30 protein-coding genes are annotated in these 24,519 nt (G+C 71.1%); 18 read left to right on the top strand and 12 right to left on the bottom strand.

What is annotated here, in order from left to right; genetic code table 11:
• Positions 1–28: 28 nt before the first annotated feature.
• Genes ACVJ1F_RS11405 through ACVJ1F_RS11380 form a run of 6 tightly spaced genes read right to left on the bottom strand, consistent with a single transcriptional unit; the run spans position 29 to position 5,456 of the window.
• On the bottom strand, positions 29–1,012 hold the full coding sequence (locus tag ACVJ1F_RS11405; protein WP_456886295.1) for a prenyltransferase: 984 nt from the start codon (positions 1,010–1,012) through the stop codon (positions 29–31).
• Entirely contained in the window at positions 1,009–1,437 is a 429-nt protein-coding gene (locus ACVJ1F_RS11400; RefSeq protein WP_456886294.1) for a lycopene cyclase domain-containing protein, read from the bottom strand. Before ACVJ1F_RS11400 ends, ACVJ1F_RS11405 begins: the two co-directional genes overlap by 4 nt.
• Positions 1,434–1,808: a lycopene cyclase domain-containing protein gene (locus ACVJ1F_RS11395; protein ID WP_200412632.1), complete on the bottom strand. Its 375-nt coding sequence runs from the start codon at positions 1,806–1,808 to the stop codon at positions 1,434–1,436. The genes ACVJ1F_RS11400 and ACVJ1F_RS11395 overlap by 4 nt, the downstream gene beginning before the upstream one ends.
• Positions 1,808–3,511, bottom strand: coding sequence for a phytoene desaturase family protein (crtI, locus tag ACVJ1F_RS11390; protein WP_456886292.1), 1,704 nt, complete (start codon positions 3,509–3,511; stop codon positions 1,808–1,810). The genes ACVJ1F_RS11395 and crtI overlap by 1 nt, the downstream gene beginning before the upstream one ends.
• Positions 3,508–4,389 (bottom strand): phytoene/squalene synthase family protein, encoded by an 882-nt coding sequence (locus ACVJ1F_RS11385; protein ID WP_056049749.1) that lies wholly within the window; start codon positions 4,387–4,389, stop codon positions 3,508–3,510. The genes crtI and ACVJ1F_RS11385 overlap by 4 nt, the downstream gene beginning before the upstream one ends.
• A complete protein-coding gene (locus ACVJ1F_RS11380; RefSeq protein ID WP_233568416.1) occupies positions 4,386–5,456 on the bottom strand; it encodes a polyprenyl synthetase family protein in 1,071 nt (356 codons plus the stop codon). The genes ACVJ1F_RS11385 and ACVJ1F_RS11380 overlap by 4 nt, the downstream gene beginning before the upstream one ends.
• Positions 5,457–5,474: 18 nt before the next feature.
• Here ACVJ1F_RS11380 and idi point away from each other — a divergent pair, with 18 nt between their 5' ends.
• Positions 5,475–6,044: an isopentenyl-diphosphate Delta-isomerase gene (gene idi / locus ACVJ1F_RS11375; protein ID WP_123570911.1), complete on the top strand. Its 570-nt coding sequence runs from the start codon at positions 5,475–5,477 to the stop codon at positions 6,042–6,044.
• Positions 6,045–6,164: 120 nt separating this feature from the next.
• On the opposite strand, the gene ACVJ1F_RS11370 is transcribed toward idi, so the two are convergent.
• Positions 6,165–7,307, bottom strand: a complete 1,143-nt coding sequence (locus tag ACVJ1F_RS11370; RefSeq protein WP_159825601.1) for a fatty acid desaturase family protein — start codon at positions 7,305–7,307, stop codon at positions 6,165–6,167.
• A gap of 155 nt (positions 7,308–7,462) precedes the next feature.
• On the opposite strand from ACVJ1F_RS11370, the gene ACVJ1F_RS11365 reads away from it, so the two are divergent.
• The 3 genes from ACVJ1F_RS11365 to ACVJ1F_RS11355 are packed head-to-tail and all read left to right on the top strand — an operon-like array spanning position 7,463 to position 9,121.
• Complete coding sequence (locus tag ACVJ1F_RS11365) at positions 7,463–8,146, top strand: hypothetical protein (RefSeq protein WP_456886289.1); 684 nt, start codon at positions 7,463–7,465, stop codon at positions 8,144–8,146.
• Between the two features lie 34 nt (positions 8,147–8,180).
• Entirely contained in the window at positions 8,181–8,879 is a 699-nt protein-coding gene (locus tag ACVJ1F_RS11360; RefSeq protein WP_236556892.1) for a DUF308 domain-containing protein, read from the top strand.
• On the top strand, positions 8,876–9,121 hold the full coding sequence (locus tag ACVJ1F_RS11355; RefSeq protein ID WP_043594098.1) for a hypothetical protein: 246 nt from the start codon (positions 8,876–8,878) through the stop codon (positions 9,119–9,121). The genes ACVJ1F_RS11360 and ACVJ1F_RS11355 overlap by 4 nt, the downstream gene beginning before the upstream one ends.
• 127 nt (positions 9,122–9,248) lie before the next feature.
• On the opposite strand, the gene purB is transcribed toward ACVJ1F_RS11355, so the two are convergent.
• From purB to ACVJ1F_RS11340, 3 genes are read right to left on the bottom strand one after another with little or no spacing between them, the layout of a single operon-like run.
• Positions 9,249–10,631: an adenylosuccinate lyase gene (gene purB, locus ACVJ1F_RS11350; protein ID WP_456886288.1), complete on the bottom strand. Its 1,383-nt coding sequence runs from the start codon at positions 10,629–10,631 to the stop codon at positions 9,249–9,251.
• Positions 10,628–11,080 (bottom strand): low molecular weight protein-tyrosine-phosphatase, encoded by a 453-nt coding sequence (locus tag ACVJ1F_RS11345; protein ID WP_199736314.1) that lies wholly within the window; start codon positions 11,078–11,080, stop codon positions 10,628–10,630. Before ACVJ1F_RS11345 ends, purB begins: the two co-directional genes overlap by 4 nt.
• A 50-nt stretch (positions 11,081–11,130) precedes the next feature.
• Entirely contained in the window at positions 11,131–11,538 is a 408-nt protein-coding gene (locus tag ACVJ1F_RS11340) for a phage holin family protein (RefSeq protein ID WP_456886286.1), read from the bottom strand.
• Positions 11,539–11,646: 108 nt separating this feature from the next.
• Between ACVJ1F_RS11340 and ACVJ1F_RS11335 the strand changes: the two genes are divergently transcribed.
• The 5 genes from ACVJ1F_RS11335 to ACVJ1F_RS11315 all read left to right on the top strand — a co-directional run bounded on the left by ACVJ1F_RS11335 (position 11,647) and on the right by ACVJ1F_RS11315 (position 17,336).
• Entirely contained in the window at positions 11,647–12,717 is a 1,071-nt protein-coding gene (locus tag ACVJ1F_RS11335; protein WP_456886284.1) for a histidinol-phosphate transaminase, read from the top strand.
• A gap of 30 nt (positions 12,718–12,747) precedes the next feature.
• The gene (locus tag ACVJ1F_RS11330) at positions 12,748–13,908 is read left to right on the top strand and encodes a thiamine pyrophosphate-dependent dehydrogenase E1 component subunit alpha (protein ID WP_056049763.1); all 1,161 of its coding nucleotides are present in this window, start codon (positions 12,748–12,750) and stop codon (positions 13,906–13,908) included.
• Positions 13,909–13,967: 59 nt separating this feature from the next.
• Positions 13,968–14,933 (top strand): alpha-ketoacid dehydrogenase subunit beta, encoded by a 966-nt coding sequence (locus tag ACVJ1F_RS11325; protein ID WP_370274458.1) that lies wholly within the window; start codon positions 13,968–13,970, stop codon positions 14,931–14,933.
• A 10-nt stretch (positions 14,934–14,943) separates the two neighbouring features.
• Entirely contained in the window at positions 14,944–16,455 is a 1,512-nt protein-coding gene (locus ACVJ1F_RS11320) for a 2-oxo acid dehydrogenase subunit E2 (protein ID WP_456886282.1), read from the top strand.
• Positions 16,456–16,604: 149 nt separating this feature from the next.
• The gene (locus ACVJ1F_RS11315) at positions 16,605–17,336 is read left to right on the top strand and encodes a GntR family transcriptional regulator (protein WP_456886281.1); all 732 of its coding nucleotides are present in this window, start codon (positions 16,605–16,607) and stop codon (positions 17,334–17,336) included.
• A 23-nt stretch (positions 17,337–17,359) separates the two neighbouring features.
• Here ACVJ1F_RS11315 and ACVJ1F_RS11310 read toward each other — a convergent pair whose 3' ends face one another.
• The gene (locus tag ACVJ1F_RS11310; protein WP_456886279.1) at positions 17,360–17,818 is read right to left on the bottom strand and encodes a PTS sugar transporter subunit IIA; all 459 of its coding nucleotides are present in this window, start codon (positions 17,816–17,818) and stop codon (positions 17,360–17,362) included.
• The gene (locus ACVJ1F_RS11305) at positions 17,815–18,048 is read right to left on the bottom strand and encodes a glucose PTS transporter subunit EIIB (RefSeq protein ID WP_054145886.1); all 234 of its coding nucleotides are present in this window, start codon (positions 18,046–18,048) and stop codon (positions 17,815–17,817) included. Before ACVJ1F_RS11305 ends, ACVJ1F_RS11310 begins: the two co-directional genes overlap by 4 nt.
• A 217-nt stretch (positions 18,049–18,265) precedes the next feature.
• Here ACVJ1F_RS11305 and ACVJ1F_RS11300 point away from each other — a divergent pair, with 217 nt between their 5' ends.
• The 9 genes from ACVJ1F_RS11300 (at position 18,266) to ACVJ1F_RS11260 (ending at position 24,363) form a co-directional block, all read left to right on the top strand.
• Positions 18,266–19,525 carry a PTS transporter subunit EIIC gene (locus ACVJ1F_RS11300; RefSeq protein WP_056049777.1) on the top strand — a complete coding sequence of 420 codons (1,260 nt, stop codon included), beginning with the start codon at positions 18,266–18,268 and terminating at the stop codon, positions 19,523–19,525.
• Positions 19,526–19,684: 159 nt separating this feature from the next.
• Positions 19,685–20,686 carry a metal ABC transporter solute-binding protein, Zn/Mn family gene (locus ACVJ1F_RS11295; protein WP_456886277.1) on the top strand — a complete coding sequence of 334 codons (1,002 nt, stop codon included), beginning with the start codon at positions 19,685–19,687 and terminating at the stop codon, positions 20,684–20,686.
• A complete protein-coding gene (locus ACVJ1F_RS11290) occupies positions 20,683–21,564 on the top strand; it encodes a metal ABC transporter ATP-binding protein (protein WP_369794407.1) in 882 nt (293 codons plus the stop codon). Before ACVJ1F_RS11295 ends, ACVJ1F_RS11290 begins: the two co-directional genes overlap by 4 nt.
• Entirely contained in the window at positions 21,561–22,451 is an 891-nt protein-coding gene (locus ACVJ1F_RS11285) for a metal ABC transporter permease (protein WP_056049779.1), read from the top strand. The genes ACVJ1F_RS11290 and ACVJ1F_RS11285 overlap by 4 nt, the downstream gene beginning before the upstream one ends.
• An 86-nt stretch (positions 22,452–22,537) precedes the next feature.
• Positions 22,538–22,951 (top strand): Fur family transcriptional regulator, encoded by a 414-nt coding sequence (locus ACVJ1F_RS11280; protein WP_054145907.1) that lies wholly within the window; start codon positions 22,538–22,540, stop codon positions 22,949–22,951.
• 307 nt (positions 22,952–23,258) lie between these two features.
• Complete coding sequence (gene rpmB / locus ACVJ1F_RS11275; protein WP_043595945.1) at positions 23,259–23,495, top strand: 50S ribosomal protein L28; 237 nt, start codon at positions 23,259–23,261, stop codon at positions 23,493–23,495.
• Positions 23,495–23,662 carry a 50S ribosomal protein L33 gene (gene rpmG / locus ACVJ1F_RS11270; protein WP_043595944.1) on the top strand — a complete coding sequence of 56 codons (168 nt, stop codon included), beginning with the start codon at positions 23,495–23,497 and terminating at the stop codon, positions 23,660–23,662. The genes rpmB and rpmG overlap by 1 nt, the downstream gene beginning before the upstream one ends.
• A 2-nt stretch (positions 23,663–23,664) precedes the next feature.
• On the top strand, positions 23,665–23,970 hold the full coding sequence (rpsN, locus tag ACVJ1F_RS11265; protein ID WP_043595941.1) for a 30S ribosomal protein S14: 306 nt from the start codon (positions 23,665–23,667) through the stop codon (positions 23,968–23,970).
• A gap of 105 nt (positions 23,971–24,075) precedes the next feature.
• Entirely contained in the window at positions 24,076–24,363 is a 288-nt protein-coding gene (locus ACVJ1F_RS11260; RefSeq protein ID WP_043595940.1) for an HU family DNA-binding protein, read from the top strand.
• Positions 24,364–24,519: the final 156 nt, after the last annotated feature.

Genomic DNA, 24,519 nt, shown 5'->3' with positions numbered 1-24,519 from the left:
AGGGCCGACGACCGCAGGAGGCGCGGCGTCAGCCCCGCAGGAACACCCACCAGATCATGAGCATCGTCACGACGAACCCGCTGACGAAGTTGAGCGCCAGGAAGCGTCGCCACCCGCGGTTGACCTCTTCGGCCCGGTCGTCGGTCACGTTCCACCAGGGGGCGCAGCTGATCGCGTAGGGCAGGGTGAGCAGGGCCGCCAACGGGCCGGGCCACTCGGTGAAGGTCAGCAGCACGCCGGCCAGCAGGTAGGCCACCACCGAGAGGCGGACGGTCGCCCGGGCGCCGATCTCGGTCGCGATCGACGAGATGCCGCCCTCGCGGTCGGCGAGCACGTCCTGCACGGCTCCGAACGCGTGGCTCGCGACGCCCCAGAGGAAGAACGCCCCGAGCAGCGCCCACAGCTGGGGCGTGAACGTCGCCCCGGCCAGCACGAGACCGTAGACGGCGGGGCTGACGAAGTGCGTGCTCGAGGTGATGGAGTCGACGAAGGGGCGCTCCTTGAAGCGCAGGCCGGGAGCCGAGTAGGCGATCACGGCGAAGACGCTGACGGCGAGCACGAGCCAGCTGAGCGGGTCGCCGACCGCCACGAGGAACACCAGGAAGGGCACGTTCGTGACCACTGCGGCGCGCAACGTCGTGCGGTGCAGGCTGCGGTCGAGCAGCGCACCCTCGACGCCGCCCTTGCGCGGGTTGTGCAGGTCGCTCTCGTAGTCGAAGACGTCGTTGATGCCGTACATCGCGAGGTTGTAGGGGATCAGGAAGTACAGTGCGCCGACGATCAGCACGAGCCAGTTCACCGGGCCGAGGGCGTTCTCCGCCGTGGCGAAGAGGACGGCCTCCGTGCCGGTCGGCGTCACGTCGACCTGGGAGAGCGGCTGGTACGACCCGAGGTAGCCGGTCGTCACCGGCGCGAGCAACGAGGTCAACACGTAGGCCGCCGCGAACGGGAACGCCGTGTTGATCCAGCTCAGGGGCCGGGACGAGACGAACAGGGCCTTGATCGTGTTCACGAGCGCGCCTCCTCGACGGTCGTCGAAGAGGTGGTCGACCCGCCGGCCGCCGGCGCCGCAGGGGCGCGGGGCGTCTTCGGGCCGCCGAGCAGCACCCACACCGACGGCAGCAGGACGAGTGCCGCGACCGCGTAGGCGAAGTCCTCGAGCGGGGCGATGCCGACGAAGACCCCGCTGATCCGGGCGGCGTCGTAGCCGACCAGCCCGATCCCGATCATGACGTTGTCGAACACGGCGGTCATCACGAGCAGCACGCCGGTCGCCAGGCCCGCCCCCAGCAGTTGCTCGCGCCGCCGCCGCGACCTCTCGGCCGGGGACGAGGAGGCGCGCGCGGCTCGGCCACGCACGCCTGCGGTCACCAGCGCCAGCACCCCGAGCACCGCAACGATCGACAGGAACACCGCGTTGACGGCCCAGTAGGTCACGACGCCACGCCGTCCACCGATCGACCGGCCTGCGTGGAGCTCGCGTCACGTCGGTCGAGCACGACCGCCGCAGCCATCCGGGCCGCGGCCAGCAGGTTCATCGTCAGGTAGCAGAGCAGCGTCAGGAAGAAGACCTCTTCGAGCGGCAGCTCGGTCGCCACCAGCACGCCGGTCATGAACGAGGTCTCGCCGCGGAAGAAGATGCCGAGGTCGATGCCGACGACGTCCCAGACCAGGAAGAACACGACGCCGACCAGCAGCGTCACCGCCGCCCGGGGCACGTCGCGCCAGAAGAACAGGCGGAACCTGCGATCGAGCATCACCATGCCGAACAACGAGACGAGCAACGCCGCGAGGTAGACGAAGCCCATCAGCCGACGGCGGGCTCGGGGAGCGGCTCGGTGCTGGTGTCGCCGCGCAAGTTCTTCAGCAGCACCTCGGCGCTGATCAGGCACATCGGCAGGCCGATGCCCGGACGGACCGACCCGCCGGCGTAGAACAGCGAGTCGACGCGGGTCGAGACGTTGCCGGTGCGGAACAGGGCGCTCTGGGCGAGCGTGTGCGCGGGGCCGAGCATGCTGCCGCTCCAGGCGTTGACGTCGTCGACGAAGTCGCGCGGACCACGGGTGCGCCGCACCACGATCCGCTCGGCGAGGTCGGGCACGTGCGCCCACTCGGCGACCTGGGCGATGACGCCGTCGGCGAGCCGCTCGATCATGGGGTCGCCGTCACCGTCGACGTCGCCTGAGCCGAGCGCAGGGTCGGCGGGCAGCGGCACCAGGACGAAGAGGTTCGTGTGCCCGGCGGGCGCGGTCGACGGGTCGACGGTGCTCGGCTTGCAGACGTACAGCGACGGGGGGTCGGGGATGCGCTTGTCGGCGCCGAAGATGCGCTCGAAGTTCTCGTGCCAGTCGCGGGCGAAGAGCAGCGTGTGGTGCTCGAGCTCGGGGATCTCGCCCTCGACGCCCAGGTAGAGCAGCAGGGCGCTCGGCCCGGGGTTCTTCTTCGCCCAGTACGACGAGTCGTAGGTGCGCAGCTCGTGGGGCAGGAGCTGCGTCTCGGTGTGGTGCAGGTCGGCTGCGCTCACGACGAGGTCGGCGTCGACGCGGTGCGTCGCTCCCTCGGCGTCGGTCCAGTCGACCCCGGTCGCCTCGGCGGTCGCCTTCGAGCCGCGCGGCAGGGCTGCGCCCTCGGCCCCGAGCGGCTGCGTCACGATCCGGGTCACGGTCGCGCCGGTCACGACGGTCACCCCGGCCTCGACGGCCACGTCGCGGATGGCCTCGATCACCGAGATGAGGCCGCCCTGCGGGTACAGCACGCCGTCGTCGAGGTCGAGCGTGCTCATGAGGTGGTACATGCTCGGCGTGTCGAACGGCGACGAGCCGAGGAAGACCGCGGGGTACCCCAGGATCTGACGGAGGCGCGGGTCGGTCACCGTGCGGGACGCGTACGAGTCGAGGCTCGTCAGCAGCAGCCGCGCCAGCTTCGGCAGGCGGACCAGCACGTCTCCGCGCAGCAGCGGCGTGAGGCTGCCGAAGCTCGTGTAGAGGAACCGCCGTTTGGCGATCTCGTAGGTGTCGCGGGCGGACCGGAGGTACCGGCGCATGCGCTCACCGCTGCCGGGTTCGACGCGCTCGAACAGCTCGACGTTCTCTTCGAGGCCGCGCGGGACGTCGATCGGCGCACTCGCCGCGGGGTCGTCCGGCGTCGGCTCGAACAGCACGCGGTAGCCCGGGTCGAGTTCGACGAGGTCGAGGCGCTCGGCGGCCGACGTGCCCATCAGGCGGAAGAAGTGGTCGAAGACCTCGGGCATGAGGTACCAGCTCGGGCCGAGGTCGAAGCGGAAGCCCTCGTGGCTCCACGACCCGGCACGGCCACCGACCTCGTCGTTCTTCTCGAGCAGGGTGACCTCGTGGCCCTCGCGGGCGAGCAGCGCAGCCGAGGCCAGGCCGCTGATGCCGCCACCGATCACGACGACGCGGCGGCCGTGGCGGGTGACGCTCAGGCCGTGCGACTCGTCGGACGCCCCGGTGCCGGCACCCGTCGCCCCGTGGTCGACCGTGTCGCGGCTCATGCGCGGGCCTCGGGCAGCCGGGTGACGCGACCGGCGGCGGCGCCCGCGGCGATGCGCACCTTGACCGGGTTCGGAACGCGCACGCGCGCCCGGACCAGCGAGGAGGCGGGGGTCGCCTCGAGACGCCGGTTCAGCTCGGCGAACAGGCCGTGGGCCAGTGCCACCGCCCGACGCGAGGACGTCGGCAGCACGGGGATGATCTCGCCGCTCACGCGGAGGTCGTCGTCGATGTCTCGCACCAGTCTCGTCTTGGTCTGCTCGTCGAACGTGGTCACGTCGACTCCGGGGAAGTAGCTGCGGCCGAGCTGCTCGAAGTCGGCCGCGAGGTCACGCAGGAAGTTGACCTTCTGGAAGGCCGCGCCGAGGCGCCGAGCGCCCTCTTCGAGTTCGGCGACCGTGCTCGGGGGGAAGGGGTGCCCGTGGAGGAACGCCTTGAGGCACATCAGGCCGACGACCTCGGCCGAGCCGTACACGTAGGCGTCGAACGACGCCTGGTCGTGCTCGCGGGCACTGAGGTCGGCCCGCATCGACGCGAAGAACGGTGCGGTGAGCTCGGCACCGAACCCGGTGGCGCGGGCGGTGCGGGCGAAGGCGTGCACGACCAGGTTGGGGCTGAAGCCCTCGACCAGGGCCCGCTCGGTCTCGGCCTCGAAGCCGTCGAGCAACCGGCCCGCCGCGTCGGCGCCCAGACCGGCCTCGGTCGCGGGACCGTCGACGATCTCGTCCGCGACGCGGACGAGCGCGTACACGTTCTCGACGTGCTGCCGCACCTCGCCGCCCAGCAGGCGCGAGGCCAGTCCGAACGACGTCGAGTAGCGGCGGATCACGCCTCCCGCGGTCGCGTCGGCCACGGAGTCGTACAACGACAAGCCCGTCATCGCACCCTCTCGAGGACGTCCTGGACGACCGGCGTCAACGCCTCGCGCAACGACTCGGGCACCTCGGCCCGGTCGAGCACGTCGAGCGCACGGCGGGCGTGCTGCTCGACGAGCCCCTCGGCGAAGGAGCGGGCGCCGCAGACCTCGAGGCGACCCCGGACGTGCTCGGCCTCGGCCTCGCTGAGGTCGGCCTTGCCGATGAACGGCTGGATCGTGAACCACTCGTCGGTGGTCGCGGCGTGGGCGACGAGCACCGTGCGCTTGCCCTCGCGGAGGTCGCCGCGGGTGGTCTTGCCGGTGGCCTCTTCGGTGCCGAAGACCCCGAGCAGATCGTCGACCACCTGGTACGCGACCCCGACCTCGCGGCCGAAGTCGCCGACCGCCGTGACGACGGCCTCGCCCGCGCCCGCCAGGACGGCGCCCGCCTGCAGCGGCGCCTCGAACGAGTAGACGGCCGTCTTGGCGCGCTCCATGTCGAGGATCTCGTCGACGGTCGGCAGTTCGGCGGCCAGGGAGAACTCGACGTCGACCATCTCTCCGCCCGCGCTGACGAAGATCGCCTCGTCGAGCAGGTCGAGCAAGCGCGTGCGGACGTGGTCCTGGCAGCCGATGCCGAGCAGCATGCGACTGGCCCCGGTCAGGGCGAGGTCGCCGGCGATGACGGCGGCCGACATGCCCCGGTGCTCGGCCGCGGGGGTCGGGATGCCCGCCGTCGTGGCGGTGTCGCGGTAGCTGCCCGAGACGTTGGGGATGCCGCGTCTCGAGAAGTCGCGGTCGATGACGTCGTCGTGGACGATCAGGGCCGTGTGCAGCAGCTCGAAGGCCGCGCCGACCCGGGCCACGGCCTCGTCGTCGGTGCCCCCGAGGGCGTCGTAGGCCGTGAAGACCATGCGGGGCCGGAAGCGCTTGCCCCCGGCGCTGTTGCGCTCGAGCACCGACCAGAGATCGACGTAGCGCCAGCCCACGGACTCGGCGCGGCGCTTGGCCAACGCGAAGAAGTCGTCGAGGACGGCGTCGACACGATCGTGTCTCGCCCGCGTGCCTGCGTGCAGGTGATCACCGTCCACCAGGGCAGACTACCTCTCATGACCCGTGAGATCTCGACGCATCCCCAGCCGACGTCCGGTGACCGCCCGGGCGCTCACGACGAGCTCGTGGTGCTCCTCGACGACGAGGGCACGCCCATCGGCACGACCGCGAAGGCGACCGTGCACACCGCCACGACGCCGTTGCACCTGGCGTTCAGCTGTCACGTCACCGACGACCTCGGCCGCGTCCTGGTCACCCGACGAGCCCTGTCGAAGAAGACCTGGCCCGGCGTCTGGACCAACTCGTTCTGCGGCCACCCCGCCCCCGGCGAGACGCCGGCCGAGGCGTTGATGCGGCGCGCCCACCAAGAGCTCGGCATGGAGGTCCGCGACGTCGAGGTGATCCTGCCCGAGTTCCGGTACCTCGCCACGGACGCCTCGGGCGTGGTCGAGAACGAGATCTGCCCGGTCTTCACGGCCCGCGCCGTCGGCCTGCCCGATCCCTCGCCCGACGAGGTCGCCGAGTGGGCGTGGGTCGAGCCCGGAGAGCTGCGCGACGCGGTCGCGGCGGCACCCTTCGCCTTCTCGCCCTGGTTGGGCTGGCAGCTGGCCGCCTGGCCCACCTGAGCGAGACGGACGACGAGGGCTCCTCCGGGGACGACGAGGGCTCCTCGGGGGACGACGAAGGCGCGAGCCGGATCGCCTGACCCGGCCCGCGCCTCCTGCGGTCCTGTTGTTCGACGCCGCCTAGCGCGGACGCATCGCGTACGCCGCGGGGCAGTCGAACGGGTCGCGGGCCGAGAGGCCGACGCGGTTGAGGTACCGGATGACGATCGCGTACGACTTGCCGATCGTCGTCTCGGTGTAGGGGATGCCGTGCTCGGCGCAGTGCGCCTTCACCAGGGCGCTGGCCGCGCGCAGGTTCGGACGCGCCATGCTCGGGAACAGGTGGTGCTCGATCTGGTAGTTCAGCCCGCCCATGAAGGCCGTCGAGTGCCGACCCGTGATGTTGCGCGAGGTGAGCACCTGCTTGCTCAGGAAGTCGACCTTCGCACCCTCGGGGATGATCGGCATGCCCTTGTGGTTCGGGGCGAAGGACGACCCCATGTAGAGGCCGAAGACGGCCATCTGCACGCCGATGAAGGCGAAGGCCATGCCGAGCGGCAGGAACCAGAAGACGACGCCGAAGTAGGCGACGAGGCGCACGGCGATGAGCGTGATCTCGAGCGCGCGGCCCTCGACCTTGTCACGGCCGAGCAGCGTGCGGAACGAGGTCACGTGCAGGTTGACGCCCTCGCCGAGCAGCAGGGGGAAGAAGAAGTAGCCCTGACGGCGGGTGATGAAGCCGAGCACGCCGCGCTGCTTCGCCGCGTCCTCTTCGAGGAACGAGATCGTGTCGAACGCGATGTCGGGGTCCTTGCCCTTGGTGTTCGGGTTGGCGTGGTGGCGGCTGTGCTTGGTCATCCACCACGCGTAGCTGATGCCCACGACGCCGGCCGCGAGGACGCGACCGACCTTGTCGTTGCGCGTGCCCGACTCGAACACCTGGCGGTGCGCGGCCTCGTGCGTGAGGAACGCGAACTGCGTGAGGATGACGCCGAGGGCCGCGGCGATCAACAGCTGGAACCAGCTCGAGCCCAACAGGACGAACCCGGTGGCCGCGCCGCCGAGGCACGCGACGAGGACGACGAAGACCGTCACGTAGAAGCCGGTGCGGCGTTGCAGCAGGCCCGCCTCGCGCACGGACTTGAGCAGGCTCGAGTACGTGCTGGTCGGCTTGCCGACCTGTCCGGCGACGGTGGGGCGGAACCCGGCGGGTGCCGCACCTGCCGGTGCGTGGACGATCCGCGGGTACGCGGTTCGGGGGGTCGTGGGGACGGTGGCGGTCATCGGGCTCCCGCGGCTGGTCGACTTCTCAGCCGGGTGGATGGGCCGGAGGCGGCCCGAAGATGGTGCGAACGTAACGGCGTGGGCTGGGAAGGTGTCGGGAGGTCGCCGGGCACCGGGGTTGCGGCTCTCCGTATGTCACACGTAACCTATCGACAATGACTGCCAGATTCGTCGAGCGGCTCGGCGGGGTGGTGCACGACCTCGAGCAGGTGCCCTACAGGACGGGCGAACGCGACGCCCATCAGGGCCACGGCCTGCGGGACTCCGCCCTCGGGGCGGCGGCGTCGGACGCACCGGCCCACGAGATCGAGATCTCCGGGCTCGAGGTGCTCGTCGGGCTCTGGCCCGACGCGAAGGACGGCCACGGTTCATGGCTCGGGGGCGGCACCGTGGTCGGCATCGGGCCACGGCCCGCCACGGTCGTGGCGGGCTACGCCGACCTGCTCTTCGTGAGCACCGAGGGCGTCCGACGCACCTACTACCGACTGCTCACCGTCGACCATCCCGACCCCGACGTCGCGACGGTGCGCCTCCTCGAGTGCGTGAAGGAGGTCCAGCCCGGCTGGCGGTCCACGTGGGCCGACACCACCACCGCCTACACCCGGGTCAGCCGGTTGCCGACCGGCGTGCGGATCGCGGTGGGGCTGGACACGGCCGAGGGGCTGGCCTCCACCCGACGTTCGCTGGACGGTGTGCTCGCGGGGTTGTCGCTCGAGGCCGAGGGGGTGCTGCGGGTGACGCCTGCCCACATGGCACGTCAGCTCGGGACGCTCAGGGGCCGCGGCTGGCCGTTGACGCTCGGCACCGTCCGCCGCCTGGCGTTCAGGAGCGCGCGGTAAACTCGGCGGGTCCCCCACCCGTGAAAGAGGTCTCGTGACGCCTGCGCACCACGACTCCGGCGCGACCGCCCCCGTGGCGTCGCCCGACCCCTCGGGCAGGGGCGTCGACCCGTCGCTCTCCGCGTACTGGCCCGTCCCCGTGCTGCGTGCCGTCCCGGCCCTCGCGGCCGCGGCGGCCATCACCTTCAACCCCGACCACTCGCCCCAGGTCGGCCTGCTGACCTTCGGGGCGGCGGCGGTCGCCGGCGGTGTCGTGCTCGCCGTCGGATCGGCCCTGCGCCTCCACGACCGCTCGAGCCGCACCATCGCCGTCCTGCAGGGCGTCGTCGGTGCCGTGATCGGCGCCCTCTGCCTCGTCTTCTCGCACGGTCAGCTGCCCGTGCTGGTCGCCTTCGTCACGGCCTGGGCCGTGCTGACCGGCGGCCTCGAACTGCTCACCGGCCTGCGACGTCGTCGTCGCTCGCCGCTCGCCCGTGACTGGACGACCGTCGGCGTGCTCACCCTGGTGCTGGCCCTGGTCTTCCTGGTCGTCCCGCCGGACTACAGCCAGCAGCTCGGCGGCATCGAGCAGATCGAGGGCGAACTGACCTCCTCGACCGTGCTCGTCGGCATCCTGGGCGCCTACGGCGCCCTGGTCGGCGTGTTCCTCGTGATCGCCGGCCTCTCGCTCAAATGGCAGACCGGGCACCCGGCCCCTGCCGACACCCCTGACGACAAGGGACGAACGTCATGACCCACCCCACCTGGCGCGACCGGTTCCGCCCCGCCGAGTTCCTCGGACTGTCGGGCGTCTTCGCCGCCTTCGTCGGGCTCGTCGTGCTCATGACGACGCGCGACCTCCAGCTGGCGCTGATCTTCCTCTGCATCGGCTTCATCGTCGCGCTCGTCACGATCGCCATGCTCGCGCTCGCGGCCAAGCCCAACGACGACGAGCGACACGAGATCGACGACGCCGACAAGCCGCGGGGCCACTGACGCGACGCGGATCGACTGCCGCGGCCTCTCGGCCGCTGCTCCGTCGCGGCCCGTCGGCCGCTGATGCGTCGCGCGGCGCCCTCGGGTGCGCGGGCCGTCCTGACGGGCCGACCCGCGCCTCCCGGGGTCAGGCCAGGCAGTCGACGAGCTGCGCCGCGATGCCCGTGTAGGTCGCCGGGGTCAAGGCCACGAGGCGCTGCTTGGCCTCGTCGGACACGTCCAGGCCCTCGACGAACGCGACCAGTTCGGCCTGGCCGACGCGCTTGCCGCGGGTCAGCTCCTTGAGCATGGCGTAGGGGTCGTCGATCGAGGATCGTCCGGCGACGACCTCGGCGCGGATGACGGTCTGGATGGCCTCGGCGAGGACCTCCCAGTTGGAGTCGAGGTCGGACTCGAGGGTCACGGTGCCGACGGCGATCTCGCCGAGGCCGCGACGCAGGTTGTCGAGCGCGAGCATCGAGTGGCCGAACGCGACCCCGATGTTGCGCTGGGCCGACGAGTCGGTGAGGTCGCGCTGCTGACGGCTGGTGACCAGGGTCGAGGCCAACGAGTCGAAGAGCGCCGACGAGATCTCGAGGTTGGCCTCGGCGTTCTCGAAGCGGATCGGGTTGATCTTGTGGGGCATGGTCGACGAGCCGGTCGCCCCCGCCTGCGGGATCTGCGTGAAGTAGCCCATCGAGATGTACGACCACACGTCGGTGGCGAGGTTGTGCAGCACCCGGTTGGCGTGGGCGACGCGCGAGTAGAGCTCGGCCTGCCAGTCGTGCGACTCGATCTGCGTCGTCAGCGGGTTGAAGGTCAGCCCCAGGGCGTCCTCGACGAAGGAGCGGGCCGTCTCGGGCCAGTCCAGCCCGGGGTCGGCGACGACGTGGGCCGAGAACGTGCCGGTCGCCCCGCTGAACTTGCCGAGGAACTCGGTGCCGACGATCTGCGAGCGCAGACGCTGCAGGCGGTGCGCGAACACGGCGAACTCCTTCCCGACCGTGGTCGGCGTCGCCGGCTGCCCGTGGGTGTGCGCGAGCATCGGCACGTCGCGGGCGTCGGTGGCCCAGGTGGTGAGGGCGGCGAGCACGGCGTCGAAGGCCGGGAGCCAGACGTCGAACAGGGCCGCCTTGACGGTGACCGCGTACGACAGGTTGTTGATGTCCTCGCTGGTGCAGGCGAAGTGGGTGAGTTCGGCGATCCCGTCCAGCCCGAGCTCGGCCAGCCGTGCCCGCACGAAGTACTCGACGGCCTTGACGTCGTGACGGGTCGTCGCCTCGAGGCCGGCGAGCTCGTCGATCGCCGCCTGGCCGAAGTCGGTGACGACGGCCCGCAGCGCCCGCTTCTGCTCGTCGTCGAGCGGCGTCGAGCCGAACGCGCGGCGGTCGGTCTGGGCGATCAGCCACTCGACCTCGACGTGCACGCGGGCCCGGTTCAGCCCCGCCTCGCTGAGGTGGTCCCCCAACGTGCCGACCGACGAGCGGTAGCGGCCGTCGAGCGGGCTGAGGGGCTGAGGAGGCAACGTCATGACTGTCCCTTGCGGAGTGCGGGTTCGATCTGGCGGAAGAGGGCCGAGCAGGCGCGCTCGACCATGTCGAGCACCTCGTCGAAGAGTGCTGCGTCGGAGTAGTACGGGTCGGGGACGTCGAGACCGCCACCCGCCGGCGCCGCGTCGGGAGCGAAGGTGAGCAGCAGCTGCACCTTCGAGCGGTCGGCGTCGTCGCCTGCCCAGGCCCGGAGGATGCGTTCTTGGCCGCGATCGAACGCCACCACGAGGTCGTAGCGTGCGAAGTCGTCGGCCTCGAACTGCTTCGCCCGGTGCCGGGAACCATCGTAGCCGCGGCGCTCCAGGGCCTCGACGGTGCGGGGATCGGCCCCCTCGCCGACGTGCCAGTCGCCGGTGCCCGCGCTCGTGACCTCGACCCGGTCGCCGAGGCCCGCGTCGTCGGCGAGCGAGCGCAGCACGGTCTCGGCCATGGGCGAGCGACAGATGTTGCCCGTGCAGACGAAGCAGATGCGGAACCGGTTCACCGCTTCCGGTCACCCCGCCCGACCACGGGGCGGACGACGACGCCGATGGCCCAGGCGAAGACCGCGAGCACGACGGCACCGATCACGCCCCACCAGAAACCGTCGATCGTCAACCCGAAGCCGAAGAGATCCGAGATCCACGCCACGATCAGCAGCAGCAGCCCGTTCACGATCAACGCGATCAGGCCGAGAGTCAGGATGTAGAGGGGGAAGGCCACCACCCGGATCGCCGTGCCGACCACGCCGTTGACGATTCCGAAGACCAGGGCGAGCAGCAGGAAGGTCACGATCTTCTCGAGGGTGCCCCCTGCTCCGTAGGGCGTCACCGTCACCCCCGACACGAGCAGCGTGGTGAGCCACAGGGCCACCGCGTTGATGAGCAGCCTCACGACGAATCGGGTCATCCCCCCATCATGCCGACCTCTCCTCCACGGGCGGTAGTGCCCGACCGGATCTCCCGAGGAGGCGCGGTGTCCTGCCGCGACGCGGCCCCCGCCCCATAGGCTGGCCGCGTGACCACTCCCGTCCGACTCCGTCCCGAGATCGCCGCCCTCCCGCCCTACCGCCAGGGCAAGCAGGCGTCCCCCGACGCCTTCAAACTGTCGTCGAACGAGAACCCGTTCGAGCCCCTCCCCTCTGTCCTCGAGGCCGTCCGTGGCGCCGTCTCGCTCAACCGTTACCCCGACGCCTCGGCGACGGCCCTGCGGACGGCCCTCGCCACCCGGTTCGGCGTCACCGTCGACGAGGTGCACGTCGGCGCGGGGTCGGTCTCGTTGCTGGCCCAGTTCGTGCTCGCCGCGGCCTCGGTCGGCGACGAGGTCGTCTACGCCTGGCGTTCGTTCGAGGCCTACCCGGGGCTCGTCACGGTGGCCGGTGCGACGAGCGTCCAGGTGCCGCTGCGGGCCGACGGGGGCCACGACCTCGAGTCCATGGCCGCGGCCGTCACCGACCGCACCCGCGTCGTCATCGTCTGCTCCCCCAACAACCCGACGGGCACCACGGTGTCGACGGGCGAGTTCGAGTCGTTCATGGCCGCGGTGCCCGACGACGTGCTCGTGCTGCTCGACGAGGCGTACGCCGAGTTCGTCACCGACAGCACGGCCGTCGACGGCGAGACGCTCACCGAGCTGCACCCGAACCTCGTCCTGCTGCGCACCTTCTCGAAGGCGTACGGGCTGGCCGCACTCCGCGTCGGGTACGCGATCGGCGCCTCCTACCTGCTCGACGCCGCGCGGGCCACGGCCATCCCCCTCGCCGTCACCGAGCAGGGCGCGGCCGCGGCCCTCGCCTCGCTCGACCACGCCGACGAGCTGCTCGGGCGGGTCGACCGCATCGTCCTGCTGCGCGACCAGGTGCGACGCGCCCTGATCGACCAGGGGTGGACGGTGCCCGAGGCGCAGGGCAACTTCGTCTGGCTCGCCACGGGCGAGCACACGGCGGCCGCCGCCCAGGTGTTCGCCGACCACGGGGTCGTCGTCCGGCCGTTCGCGGGCGAGGGCGTGCGCGTCACGATCGGCGAGCCGTCGTCGGTCGACAAGCTGCTGCACGCCGCCCAGCAGATCGTCGACCTCACATCCCGGTGACGGCATATGCCGCGGAATAGATTGGACGCCATGTCTTCCTCCGAAGCGACCGACGCGCCGCCGCCCGTCCAGCTCCTGTCGCCGTCGGGCGAGGTGGTCGAGTCGGCTGCGGCCGACGAGTTCCGCCCCTACGTCGACGCCCTCGGCGACGACGGACTCCGCGCCCTGCACCGCGACATGGTGCTGACGCGTCGATTCGACCGCGAGGCCGCGGCACTCGCGCGCCAGGGGCAGCTCGCCCTCTGGGTGCCGAGCCACGGCCAAGAGGGGGCCCAGGTCGGCCTGGCCCACGCAACCCGCCCGCAGGACCACCTCTTCCCGTCCTACCGCGAGCACGCCGTCGCGCTGTCCCGCGGCATCGACCCGGTCGACATCCTGCGCCTGCTGCGCGGTCACACGCACGGCGGCTGGAACCCCGCCGAGCACCAGAACTTCCACGTCTACACGCTGGTGATCGGCTCGCAGACGCTGCACGCGACCGGCTTCGCCATGGGGCTCGGCCTCGACGGCAAGAGCGGCACGGGCGATCCCGAGGTCGACCAGGCCGTGGTCACGTTCTTCGGCGACGGGGCGACCAGCCAGGGCGACGTCAGCGAGGCCCTGGTCTTCGCCGCGAGCTTCCAGACCCCCGAGCTGTTCTTCCTCCAGAACAACCAGTGGGCGATCAGCGTGCCGGTCGCGCGTCAGTCGCGCACGCCCCTCGTCGCCCGGGCCGGCGGCTTCGGCATCCCCGGCACGCAGGTCGACGGCAACGACGTGCTCGCGAGCTACGCCGTCAGCCGCCGCGACCTCGAGGCCGCCCGCGGCGGTGGCGGGCCCCGCTTCATCGAGGCGCTCACCTACCGCGTCGGCGCGCACACCTCGTCCGACGACCCCACCAAGTACCGCACCGACGACGAGCTGCAGTCCTGGATCGCCCGCGACCCGATCACGCGCTTCGAGGCCTTCCTGCGGAACCGAGGCGAGGGGGACGCGTTCTTCGCCGACCTCGAGACCGAGGGCGACGACCTCGGAGCCGACGTCCGTCGGCGCACGGTCTCGCTGCCGAACCCCGACCGCGGCCTCATCTTCGACCACGTGTACTCCGAGCCGCACCCGCTCATGACCGAGCAGAAGCAGTGGCTGGCGACCTACGAGCAGAGCTTCGGCGGCGCGGGCGAGACCGCGACCACCGACGAGGGGGCAGCATGACCGACACCGTCGAGAACCCGACCGGCACGACCGAGTCGACCCGCGCCTCCGTGCAGTCCATGCCGCTCGGCAAGGCGATCAACGCCGGCCTCCGCAAGGCCATGGCCGACGACCCCCGCGTCCTGCTGATGGGCGAAGACATCGGCACGCTCGGCGGCGTCTTCCGCGTGACCGAGGGGCTGCAGGCCGAGTTCGGCGACAAACGCGTCATCGACACCCCCCTCGCCGAGTCCGGCATCGTCGGCACCGCCATCGGACTCGCGATGGGTGGCTTCCGCCCGGTCTGCGAGATCCAGTTCGACGGCTTCATCTACCCCGGCTTCGACCAGATCACGTCGCAGCTCGCCAAGCTGACCAACCGGCACGAGGGCACCCTGACGATGCCCGTCGTGATCCGCGTGCCCTACGGCGGGCACATCGGCGCGGTCGAGCACCACCAGGAGAGCCCCGAGGCGTACTTCGCCCACACCGCGGGCCTGCGCGTCGTCAGCCCGAGCACGCCGCACGACGCCTACTGGATGATCCAGGAGGCGATCGCGTCGAACGACCCCGTCATGTTCTTCGAGCCCAAGAGCCGTTACTGGCCCAAGGGCGACGTCGACCTGAGCGACCCGCAGGCACCGCTGCACGCGAGCCGCGTCGTCCGGACGGGCACCGAGGTCACCCTGCTGGGGCACGGCGCGATGGTCAGCGTTCTGCTGCAGGCGGCCGAGATCGCGGCGGCCGAGGGCGTCTCGGCCGAGGTGGTGGACCTGCGGTCGCTCTCCCCCGTCGACTACGGGCCCATCCTCGAGTCGGTCCGGAAGACCGGGCGCCTCGTCGTGGCGCAGGAGGCCCCCGGTTTCGTGTCGGTCGGCTCCGAGATCGCGGCCACCGTCGCCGAGAAGGCCTTCTACTCGCTCGAGGCACCCGTCCTGCGCGTCAGCGGCTTCGACACGCCCTTCCCTCCCGCCAAGCTCGAGACGCAGTACCTGCCCGACGCCGACCGCGTGCTCGAGGCGGTCGACCGGGCCCTGGCCTACTAGGAGTCACGACATGACCAGCGAATTCACCCTGCCCGACGTCGGCGAGGGCCTGACCGAGGCCGAGATCGTCGAATGGAAGGTCGCCCCCGGCGACAGCGTCGAGATCAACCAGGTGCTCGTCGAGATCGAGACCGCGAAGTCGCTCGTCGAGCTCCCCTCGCCCTACGCCGGCGTGGTCGAGAGCATCCTCGTCGAACCGGGTACCACGGTCGACGTCGGCACCCCGATCATCCGGGTCGGCGACTCGACGGCACCCGCGACCCCGTCGGGTCGGGCCGCCGAGTCCGAGTCCCTCGAGTCGGGCGGACTCGCCCGCACGGCGCAGGTCGTGTCGCAGAACGAACAAGCACTCTCCGCGCAGCGTGCCCGCCAGGCCGAGCCCGCGGCGTCCGCCACCCCGGCGCAGAGCTCCTCCCCCGCCGCTCCGGCCCGCTCGGCCGACGCGGTCAGCGCCGACGGCGACACCGGCTCGGTCGCGCACGCCCCCGAGGCCCCGGCCGACTCCGGTTCGGGTGCCGTGCTCGTGGGCTACGGCGCCGCGGGCGGTCACGGCTCGACCCGCCGCCGTCGCCCGTCGCAGACCGAGGTCGACGCCCGGCAGCTGCGCGTCGCCGAGCAGGCCCGGCGACGCCCCACCACGTCGGTGCCCGCCGCGCAGGCCCTGCCGATCATCGCGAAGCCGCCCATCCGCAAGCTCGCCAAAGACCTCGAGGTCGACCTCGCCGTCGTCCAGCCGACCGGCCTGGCCGGAGAGGTCACCCGCGACGACGTCATCCGTCACGCCCAGCAGGCCAGCGTGTTCCGCAACATCGAGACGCCCGAGTGGGGCGAGGAACGCGTCGAGCGCATCCCCGTCAAGGGCGTCCGCAAGGCCATCGCCGCGGCCATGACGTCGTCGGCGTTCACCGCCCCGCACGTCAGCCTGTTCGTCGACGTCGACGCCACCCGCACGATGGAGTTCGTCAAGCGGTTGAAGGCGTCGCCGCAGTTCGCCGGCGTCAAGGTCTCGCCGTTGCTGATCATGGCCAAGGCGATCATCTGGGCCGTACGACGCAACCCGATGGTCAACTCGGCCTGGACCGACCGCGAGATCCTCGTCCGGCACTTCGTCAACCTCGGCATCGCCGCGGCCACCCCGCGGGGCCTCATCGTGCCGAACGTCAAGGAGGCCCAGTCGATGAGCCTGCTCGAGCTGGCCCAGGCCCTCGAACAGCTGACGCTGACCGCCCGAGACGGCAAGACGACGCCGGCCGACATGCGGGACGGCACGATCACCATCACCAACATCGGCGTCTTCGGCATGGACACCGGCACGCCGATCCTCAACCCGGGCGAGGTCGCGATCGTGGCCCTCGGCACGATCAAGCCCAAGGCCTGGGTCGTCGACGGCGAGGTCCGCTCGCGCATGGTGACGACGATCGGGGCGAGCTTCGACCACCGCGTGGTCGACGGCGACGTCGCCAGCCGGTTCGTGGCCGACGTGGCGAGCGTCCTCGAAGAGCCCGCGCTCCTGCTCGACTGAGCCCGCGCCTCCTCGTCCGTTCCTGGGAACCCCGCGGGCAGCCGGGCCCCGACCTGGCTGGCGACGGACGGCGTGCAGTAACGTCGAGGGCAGGACGACCGGTCATGACCAGATGGGACCACCCTCGGGCGCGACGGACGAGGGGGCCCATGACCGACCGCATCACCGACGGAGCCGTGCCGAAGCACGAGCAGTTGCGCTCCATCGTGCAGCGGCTCGCGGCCGGTCAGCAGCCCGGCTCGGCGATCGCCAGCGAGCGCCAGCTCATGCTCGAGTACGGCGTCAGCCGGATCACCGTCCGCGAGGCCGTGGGGCAGCTGGTGAACGAGGGTTGGCTGACCCGCGTGCGAGGCAAGGGCACCTTCGTGGCCCACCGCGTGGTCCAGTCGACGCTGCACCTCGCCTCGTTCACCGACGAGATGACCAAGCTCGGCCACGTGCCGAGCACGATCGTGCTGGTCAAGGCCGAGACGACTCCGCCGCCCGAGACGGCCGCGGCCCTCGGACTCGAGGACGGCGCCTCGGCGTTCCACGTCAAGCGCCTGCGCCTGGCCGACGGCGTGCCGGTCAGCATCGACGACGGCTGGTACCCCGCGGACCGACTGCCCGGGCTGCTCGACCACGACCTGAGCCGTTCGCTCTACCGGACCCTCGACGGCGACTACGCGACGCCGATCACCCGCGCGACCCAGACGGTCAGCGCCGAGGGGGCCGACGCCGACGTCGCCACGCTGCTCGGCACGAGCGAGGGCGCCCCGGTGATGTACTTCGACCGGATCTCGTTCGCCGGCGACGTCCCGCTCGAACACGCCAAGAGCTGGTACCGCTCCGACCGCTACCGCCTGCAGATGCAGGTCGAATCGGGCACGACGCCCGACTGACTCCTGGCCGCGCCGCGTCGGCCTCAGAGGTCGAAGAGGGGCTCCCCCGAGGCGACGGTCGTGCCGACGGCCTGCTGCGGGACGCTGTCCGGGGCGCTGTCGAGCACGACGACCGGGATGACGGCCGAGTAGCCCGCCTCGGCCACGACGGCCGGGTCGAAGCGGACGACGAGGTCGCCCGCCGCGACGGTCGCCCCCTCGGCCACGACGAGCTCGAAGCCCTCGCCGCCGAGCTTGACCGTGTCGATGCCGACGTGCACGAGCAGGCCGGTGCCCGACCCGCCCACGACCACGAACGCGTGCGGGTGCAGCTTGACGATCTCGCCGGCGACCGGCGAGACGACGGAGACCACACCCCCTCCAGGAGGCGCGCTCGGCTCGACCGCGACGCCCGCGCCCACGAGCTGCCCGGCGAAGACCGCGTCGGGCACCTCGGCGAGCGCCGTCACCCGGCCGGCGACGGGCGAGAGGACCGTGGTCACGGCAGCAGGTCGTTGATGTCTTCGGCGAGCGAGTCGGCGATCGTGCCGACGATCACCTGGACGCTGCCCCCCGCGTGGACGACGGCGGTGGCTCCCGCGGCCTTGAGGGCGGCGTCGTCGACGAGCGAGATGTCCCGGACGTCGGTGCGGAGGCGCGTGATGCAGCCCTCGATCTCCTCGATGTTGTCGGCGCCGCCGAGTCCGTCGATCATGGCCTGTGCTTTCGACATGAGCTGTTCTCCTCCGTGGGTCGGTCGCTCGCGGCGACGAGGGTGTCGTCCTAGTTGACACCACCCGTCGGTCTGAGGAAACTACCACTCACTGGTCATGACCGGACAGGACCGGAGGCTCCGCGCTCGACGCGACCCGTGCCTCCGGAACCGCCCCACCCGCACGACACCCGACCCACCCCGCACCCCGGCTGCTCACCGACGAGAGGACCACCTGATGACGACGACGACCGAGTCGGCCCCGACCAAGAAGAGGGGCTCGGCCGCGTTCGCGGTGCTGCAGCGTCTCGGCCGCAGCCTCATGCTGCCGATCGCGGTGCTGCCGGCGGCGGGAATCCTGCTGCGACTCGGGCAGGCCGACCTCCTCGGCGCGATCCCCGGCTTCGAGACGGGCGCCTCGGTGATCGGCGCCGCCGGGCAGGCGGTCTTCACCTGGCTGCCGCTGATCTTCGCGGTCGGCATCGCGATCGGCTGGGCGAAGAAGTCGGACGGTTCGACGGCCCTCGCCGCGGTCGTCGGCTACATGGTGATCGACGGCGTCTTCAAGGCCATGTCGCCGGTCGTGCTCGCGGGCCGTGAGACCCCGACGGGCGACCCCGAGGTCATCAACTACGGCGTGCTGGCCGGCATCGTGATGGGCATCCTCTCGGCGATGATCTGGCAGCGCTTCTACCGCACGAAGCTGCCCGACTTCCTCGGGTTCTTCTCGGGCCGTCGCATGGTGCCGATCCTCACCGCCGTCACGGGCCTGGTCGTCGGCGTCGTCATGTCGTTCATCTACCCCCTGTTCAACAACGCCCTCACCGGCATCGGCCAGGCGGTCGCGTCGAACGACGTGGTCGGCAGCGGCATCTACGGCGTCGCCAACCGCCTGCTGATCCCCACCGGCCTGCACCACATCCTCAACTCGGTCGTCTGGTTCCTGGTCGGCGACTACACCAACGCCAGCGGCGAGATCGTCCGGGGCGACCTGAACCGCTTCTTCGCCGGCGACCCGAGCGCCGGGGTGTTCATGACCGGGTTCTTCCCGATCTTCATGTTCGCCCTGCCCGCCGCGGCCCTGGCGATCTGGCGTCACGCCCGCCCCGAGAAGAAGAAGCTGATCGGCGGCATCATGCTGTCGACCGCGCTGACGGCGTTCATCACGGGCATCACCGAGCCGCTCGAGTTCTCGTTCATGTTCGTCGCCTGGCCGCTGTACGTCATCCACGCGGTGCTGACCGGCACGTCGATGATGCTGGTCAACGCACTCGACATCCACACCGGGTTCACTTTCTCGGCGGGGTTGATCGACTACGTGCTGAACTTCAACATCTCGCAGAACTCGATCTGGCTCATCCCGATCGGGCTCGGCTACGCGGTCGTCTACTACGTCCTGTTCAGCTTCGTCATCAAGAAGTGGAACCTCAAGACGCCCGGCCGCGAGGACGACGACGCCGCCGGCGCCGAGTCCGTCGAGGCCGCCACGAAGGCGTAGGCGCGCTGCGACACCCCCTGTCCGGCATCACACCCTCGGAACAGGGGGTGTCGTGCCGAGCAGGGGGTGTCGCGCTGTCTCGCGACGCAGGAGGCGCGCTCGGCCGACCCGCGCCTCCTCGTTTTGACAATCATTATCAGTAGCAATAGCGTGACGGCCATGAAGATGCGCTCGCTGCCGACCCTGCTCGTCCTGCCCGCCGCCGCGGCCCTCGTGCTGAGCGGTTGCGCCACGGGCGCCTCGGGCTCGACCGACTCCACCGACGGAGGCGCGATCTCGGTGGTCACGTCGACCAACGTCTACGGCGACATCGCCACGACCGTCGGGGGCGACCTGGTCGACGTCACCAGCATCATCAGCGACCCCTCGCAGGACCCGCACTCGTACGAGGCCGACGCCCGCACGCAGCTGGCCGTCTCGAAGGCCGACGTGGTCGTCGAGAACGGCGGCGGCTACGACTCGTTCGTCGACACGATGGTCGACGCGAGCGGAACCGACGCCACCGTGGTCAACGCCGTCGACGTCTCGGGGCTCGACCCCGAGGCCGGGCACGACGACCACGCCGACGAGGCCACCGACGCCGCGAGCGACGACGCCACCGCAGAGGCCGACGAGCACGACGACCACGACCACGCCGCGTTCAACGAGCACGTGTTCTACAGCCTGCCGAGCATGGCGAAGCTCGCCACGGCCCTGGCCGACGAGTTCGGCCGGGTCGACACGGCGAACGCCGACACGTTCACCGCGAACGCCGAGGCCTTCGGCACGAAGATCGCCGACCTGGAGGCGCAGGCCGCCTCGATCAAGACGGCCCACGACGGCGACCCGGTCGCCTACACCGAGCCCGTGCCCGGCTACCTCTTCGACGCGATGGGCCTGGTCAACGTGACGCCCGAGGCCTTCTCCGAGGCGATCGAGGAGGGCGACGACGTGTCGCCCGCCGTGCTCAACGACACCCTGAAGCTCTTCACCGACGGGAAGGTCGACCTGCTCGCCTACAACGAGCAGACCTCGAGTCCCGAGACCGAGCAGGTCGAGAAGGCCGCGACCGACGCCGGCGTCGCCATCGTGCCGGTCACCGAGCTGCTGCCCGAGGGGGAAGACTACGTGGCATGGCAACAGAGCAACATCGACGCGATCTCGGCGGCCCTCGGCGAGTGACCGACCCGTCCGGCGCGACCTCCGTCGCCGCCGCCACCCGCGCCTCCTCGGCCGGTGGCGGCGGCGACGCCGTGCTGCGCCTCCGCGACGCCGGGGTCTCGTTCGGCGCCCGCACGCTCTGGTCGGGTCTCGACCTCGACGTGCGGCCGGGCGAGTTCATCGCGGTGCTCGGGCCGAACGGTGCGGGCAAGACGACGATGCTGCGCACGATCCTCGGGCAGCAGCACCTGACCGAGGGCAGCATCGAGTTCCTCGGCCGGCCGGTCGGGCGCGGCCACCGCCGCATCGGCTACGTGCCGCAGCAACGACTGATGGAGTCCGGCACCCCGCTGCGTGCCCGTGACATGATCGCGCTCGGCGTCACGGGCCACCGCTGGGGGCCGCGCCGCGAGACCCCGACCGAACGGGCCCGCATCGACGCCCTGGTCGACGAGGTCGGCGCCACCTCGTTCGCGACCTCTCCGGTCGCGAGCCTCAGCGGCGGCGAGCAGCAGCGCACCCGGGTCGGCCAGGCGCTGGCCGCCGAACCGGCCCTGCTGCTCTGCGACGAGCCCCTCATCTCGCTCGACCTGCGCCACCAGCGCGAGGTCACCCGCCTGATCGACGAGCAGCGGCGGGCCCGCAACGCCGCGGTCGTGTTCGTCACGCACGACGTCAACCCCATCCTCGACGTCGTCGACCGGGTGCTCTACCTCGCCGGAGGCCGGTTCCGCATCGGAACACCCGACGAGGTGCTGCGCGCCGACGTGCTGAGCGACCTCTACGGCACCCCGGTCGACGTGATCCGCACCATGGGGCGCATCGTGATCGTCGGCAGCCACGACGGGCACGACCACCACGTCGACGAACACCTCGACGACGAAGGGCTCGTCCGATGACCGACCTGTGGTCGCAGCTGTTCAGCTTCCAGGACTTCGGCGAGCTGCTCGTGCTGGTGCGCAACAGCGTCGTCGCGGGCGCCGTGCTCGGCCTGGTGGGCGGCCTGATCGGGCCCTTCGTGATCACGCGCAACATGCCCTTCGCGGTGCACGGCATCAGTGAGCTCTCGTTCGCCGGTGCCGCGGCCGCCCTGCTGCTCGGCGTGAACGTCGTCAGCGGCTCGCTCGTCGGCAGCCTGATCGCCGCCCTGCTGATCGGGCTGCTGGGCACCCGGGCGCGGGAGCGCAACTCGATCATCGCGGTGCTCATGCCGTTCGGCCTGGGCCTCGGCATCCTCTTCCTGGCGCTCTACCGAGGGCGGTCGGCCAACAAGTTCGGGCTGCTGACCGGCCAGATCGTGTCGGTCGACAACCCACAGCTCGGCTGGCTCGTCGCCATCTCGGCCGTGGTGATCGTCACGCTGATCGTCATCTGGCGTCCGCTGACCTTCGCCAGCGTCGACCCCGACGTCGCCGCGGCGGCCGGCGTCCCCGTGCGCACGCTCGGCATCGTCTTCATGCTCGTGCTGGGCCTGTCGGTCGCGGTGTCGGTGCAGATCATCGGGGCGCTGCTCGTGCTCTCGCTGCTCGTCACGCCCGCCGCGGCCGCGCTGAGGCTCACCGTCAACCCCCGGCTCGTGCCCGTGCTGAGCGTGACCTTCGCCGTCGTCTCGGTCGTCGGCGGCATCCTGCTCGCCCTGGGCGGGGGCCTGCCGATCAGTCCCTACGTCACCACGATCTCGTTCACGATCTGGCTCGTCTGCCGCCTGGTCGGCTGGCGTCGCACGGCCGCCGCCGTGAAGCCGCGCAGGGGCCCGCGGGTACCCTTGGCACCGACCGGCGTCTGAGGCAGACCGGGGTCCGACACACCGGGTCCCGGTGCACCGGGACCCGACGCACCGAGGTCCGACACACAGAGAGGCAGGACGCCGTGGTGGTCCGACGCAACACGTGGCAACGCGAGGCCGTGCGAGAAGCACTCGGCACGAGCGAGGGGTTCGTCAGCGCCCAGGCGCTGCACGCCCACCTGCGCGAGACCGGCATCGGCCTGGCCACGGTCTACCGGGCACTCGCCGACCTCGCCGCCGACGGCTCGGCCGACTCGCTGCAGCAAGAAGGCGAGAGCCTCTACCGCGCCTGCACGCCGGGCACGCATCACCACCACCTGATCTGCCGCAATTGCGGCACCACCGTCGAGATCGAAGCCGACGAGGTCGAGACCTGGGCCCAGCACGTCGCCGCGACGCACGGGTTCACCGAGGCGCAGCACGTGGTCGACGTGTTCGGCCTGTGCCCCGCGTGCACGGCCGAGGCCCGCGCGGCCGCCGACGCCTCCGCGATCCGCTGAGCTGCGCCTCGGCGATCCGCTGAGCCGCGCCTCCTCGTCCCGTCGGCGCGCGCCGACGCGATCGCGTGGCCGCAGTCCCGGGTTCCGAGCGCCGAGCCCCGAGCCCCGACCCCGAGCCCGGGAGGCGCGGGTTGCGTGGGTCCGGGCGTGTCGCGTAAGCTCTCCCTTTGGTTGGGCGCTCTTTGCGCCCATGTGCACCGCCTCCCGGCTTCATCGCCCGATCCCTCGATCGGGCAGGGGGACCGGCGCGCCGACAAGTGACCTTGGGTGAGGGCTCCGGCCCTCACGGTATCTACGGAGGAAAACCATGGCAGCAACCTGCCAGGTGACCGGAGCCGTTCCCGGCTTCGGACACAACATCTCTCACTCGCACCGACGCACCAAGCGTCGTTTCGACCCGAACATCCAGAAGAAGACGTACTACGTGCCGTCGCTTCGTCGTAACGTGACCCTTCAGCTCAGCGCCAAGGGCATCAAGGTCATCGACGCTCGTGGCATCGAGTCGGTCGTCAAGGACCTGCTCGCTCGTGGGGAGAAGATCTAATGGCTCGTCAGCAGGACGTCCGTCCCATCATCAAGCTCCGCTCGACGGCGGGCACCGGTTTCACGTACGTGACCAAGAAGAACCGTCGTAACAACCCCGACCGTCTCGTGCTGAAGAAGTACGACCCGGTGATTCGCAAGCACGTCGAATTCCGCGAGGAGCGCTAAAAATGGCCAAGAAGAGCATGATCGCCAAGAACAACCAGCGCGCCGAGATCGTGGCCCGCTACGCCGAGAAGCGTCTCGAGCTGAAGAAGGCCCTGATCGACCCGAACGGTTCCGACGAGAGCCGCGAAGCCGCTCGCCTCGGTCTGCAGAAGCTGCCGCGCAACGCATCGCCGGTCCGCCTCCGCAACCGCGACTCGGTCGACGGCCGCCCCCGCGGTCACCTCAAGGCCTACGGCATCAGCCGCGTGCGTTTCCGCGACATGGCCCACCGTGGCGAGTTGCCGGGCATCACGAAGTCTTCCTGGTAGGTTTCAACCGGTTCCACAGGGCCCTCGGCTCTCTGGTCTCGACCGCACAGGCATGGTGAACGCCGTGTCTCGTCACACCGAATGAAGTCCGAGGAGGACATTTACATGGCTGACAAGTCACTGAACCGTACCGAGCTCGTCGCAGCTGTCGCATCCGAGTCCGGCCAGAGCCAGGCCGCCGTCAGCGGCGTCGTCGACGCGTTCTTCTCCGTCGTCTCGAAGTCGGTCGCCGACGGCACGAAGGTCACCATCCCCGGGTGGATCGCTTTCGAGAAGACGCACCGCGCCGCTCGTACCGGCCGCAACCCGCAGACGGGTGAGGCCCTCGAGATCGCCGCCAGCGACAGCGTCAAGGTCAGCGCCGGCAGCAAGCTCAAGGCTGCGGTCAAGTAGTCCTCGCTCTCACGAGCACCCGAGAAGGGGGGGGGGGGGGGGGGGGGGGGGGGGGGCCCGCCGCGCCGGCCCCCCCCCCCCCCGCGCCCCCCCCCCCCCCCCCGCGCGGCGGGGGGGGGGGCGCGGCCGGGCGCGGCAGCGCGCCCGGCGGCGCCC

The sequence above is a fragment of the Frigoribacterium sp. 2355 genome, from assembly GCF_054060695.1.
This window is presented reverse-complemented; position numbering and strand designations above follow the sequence as displayed.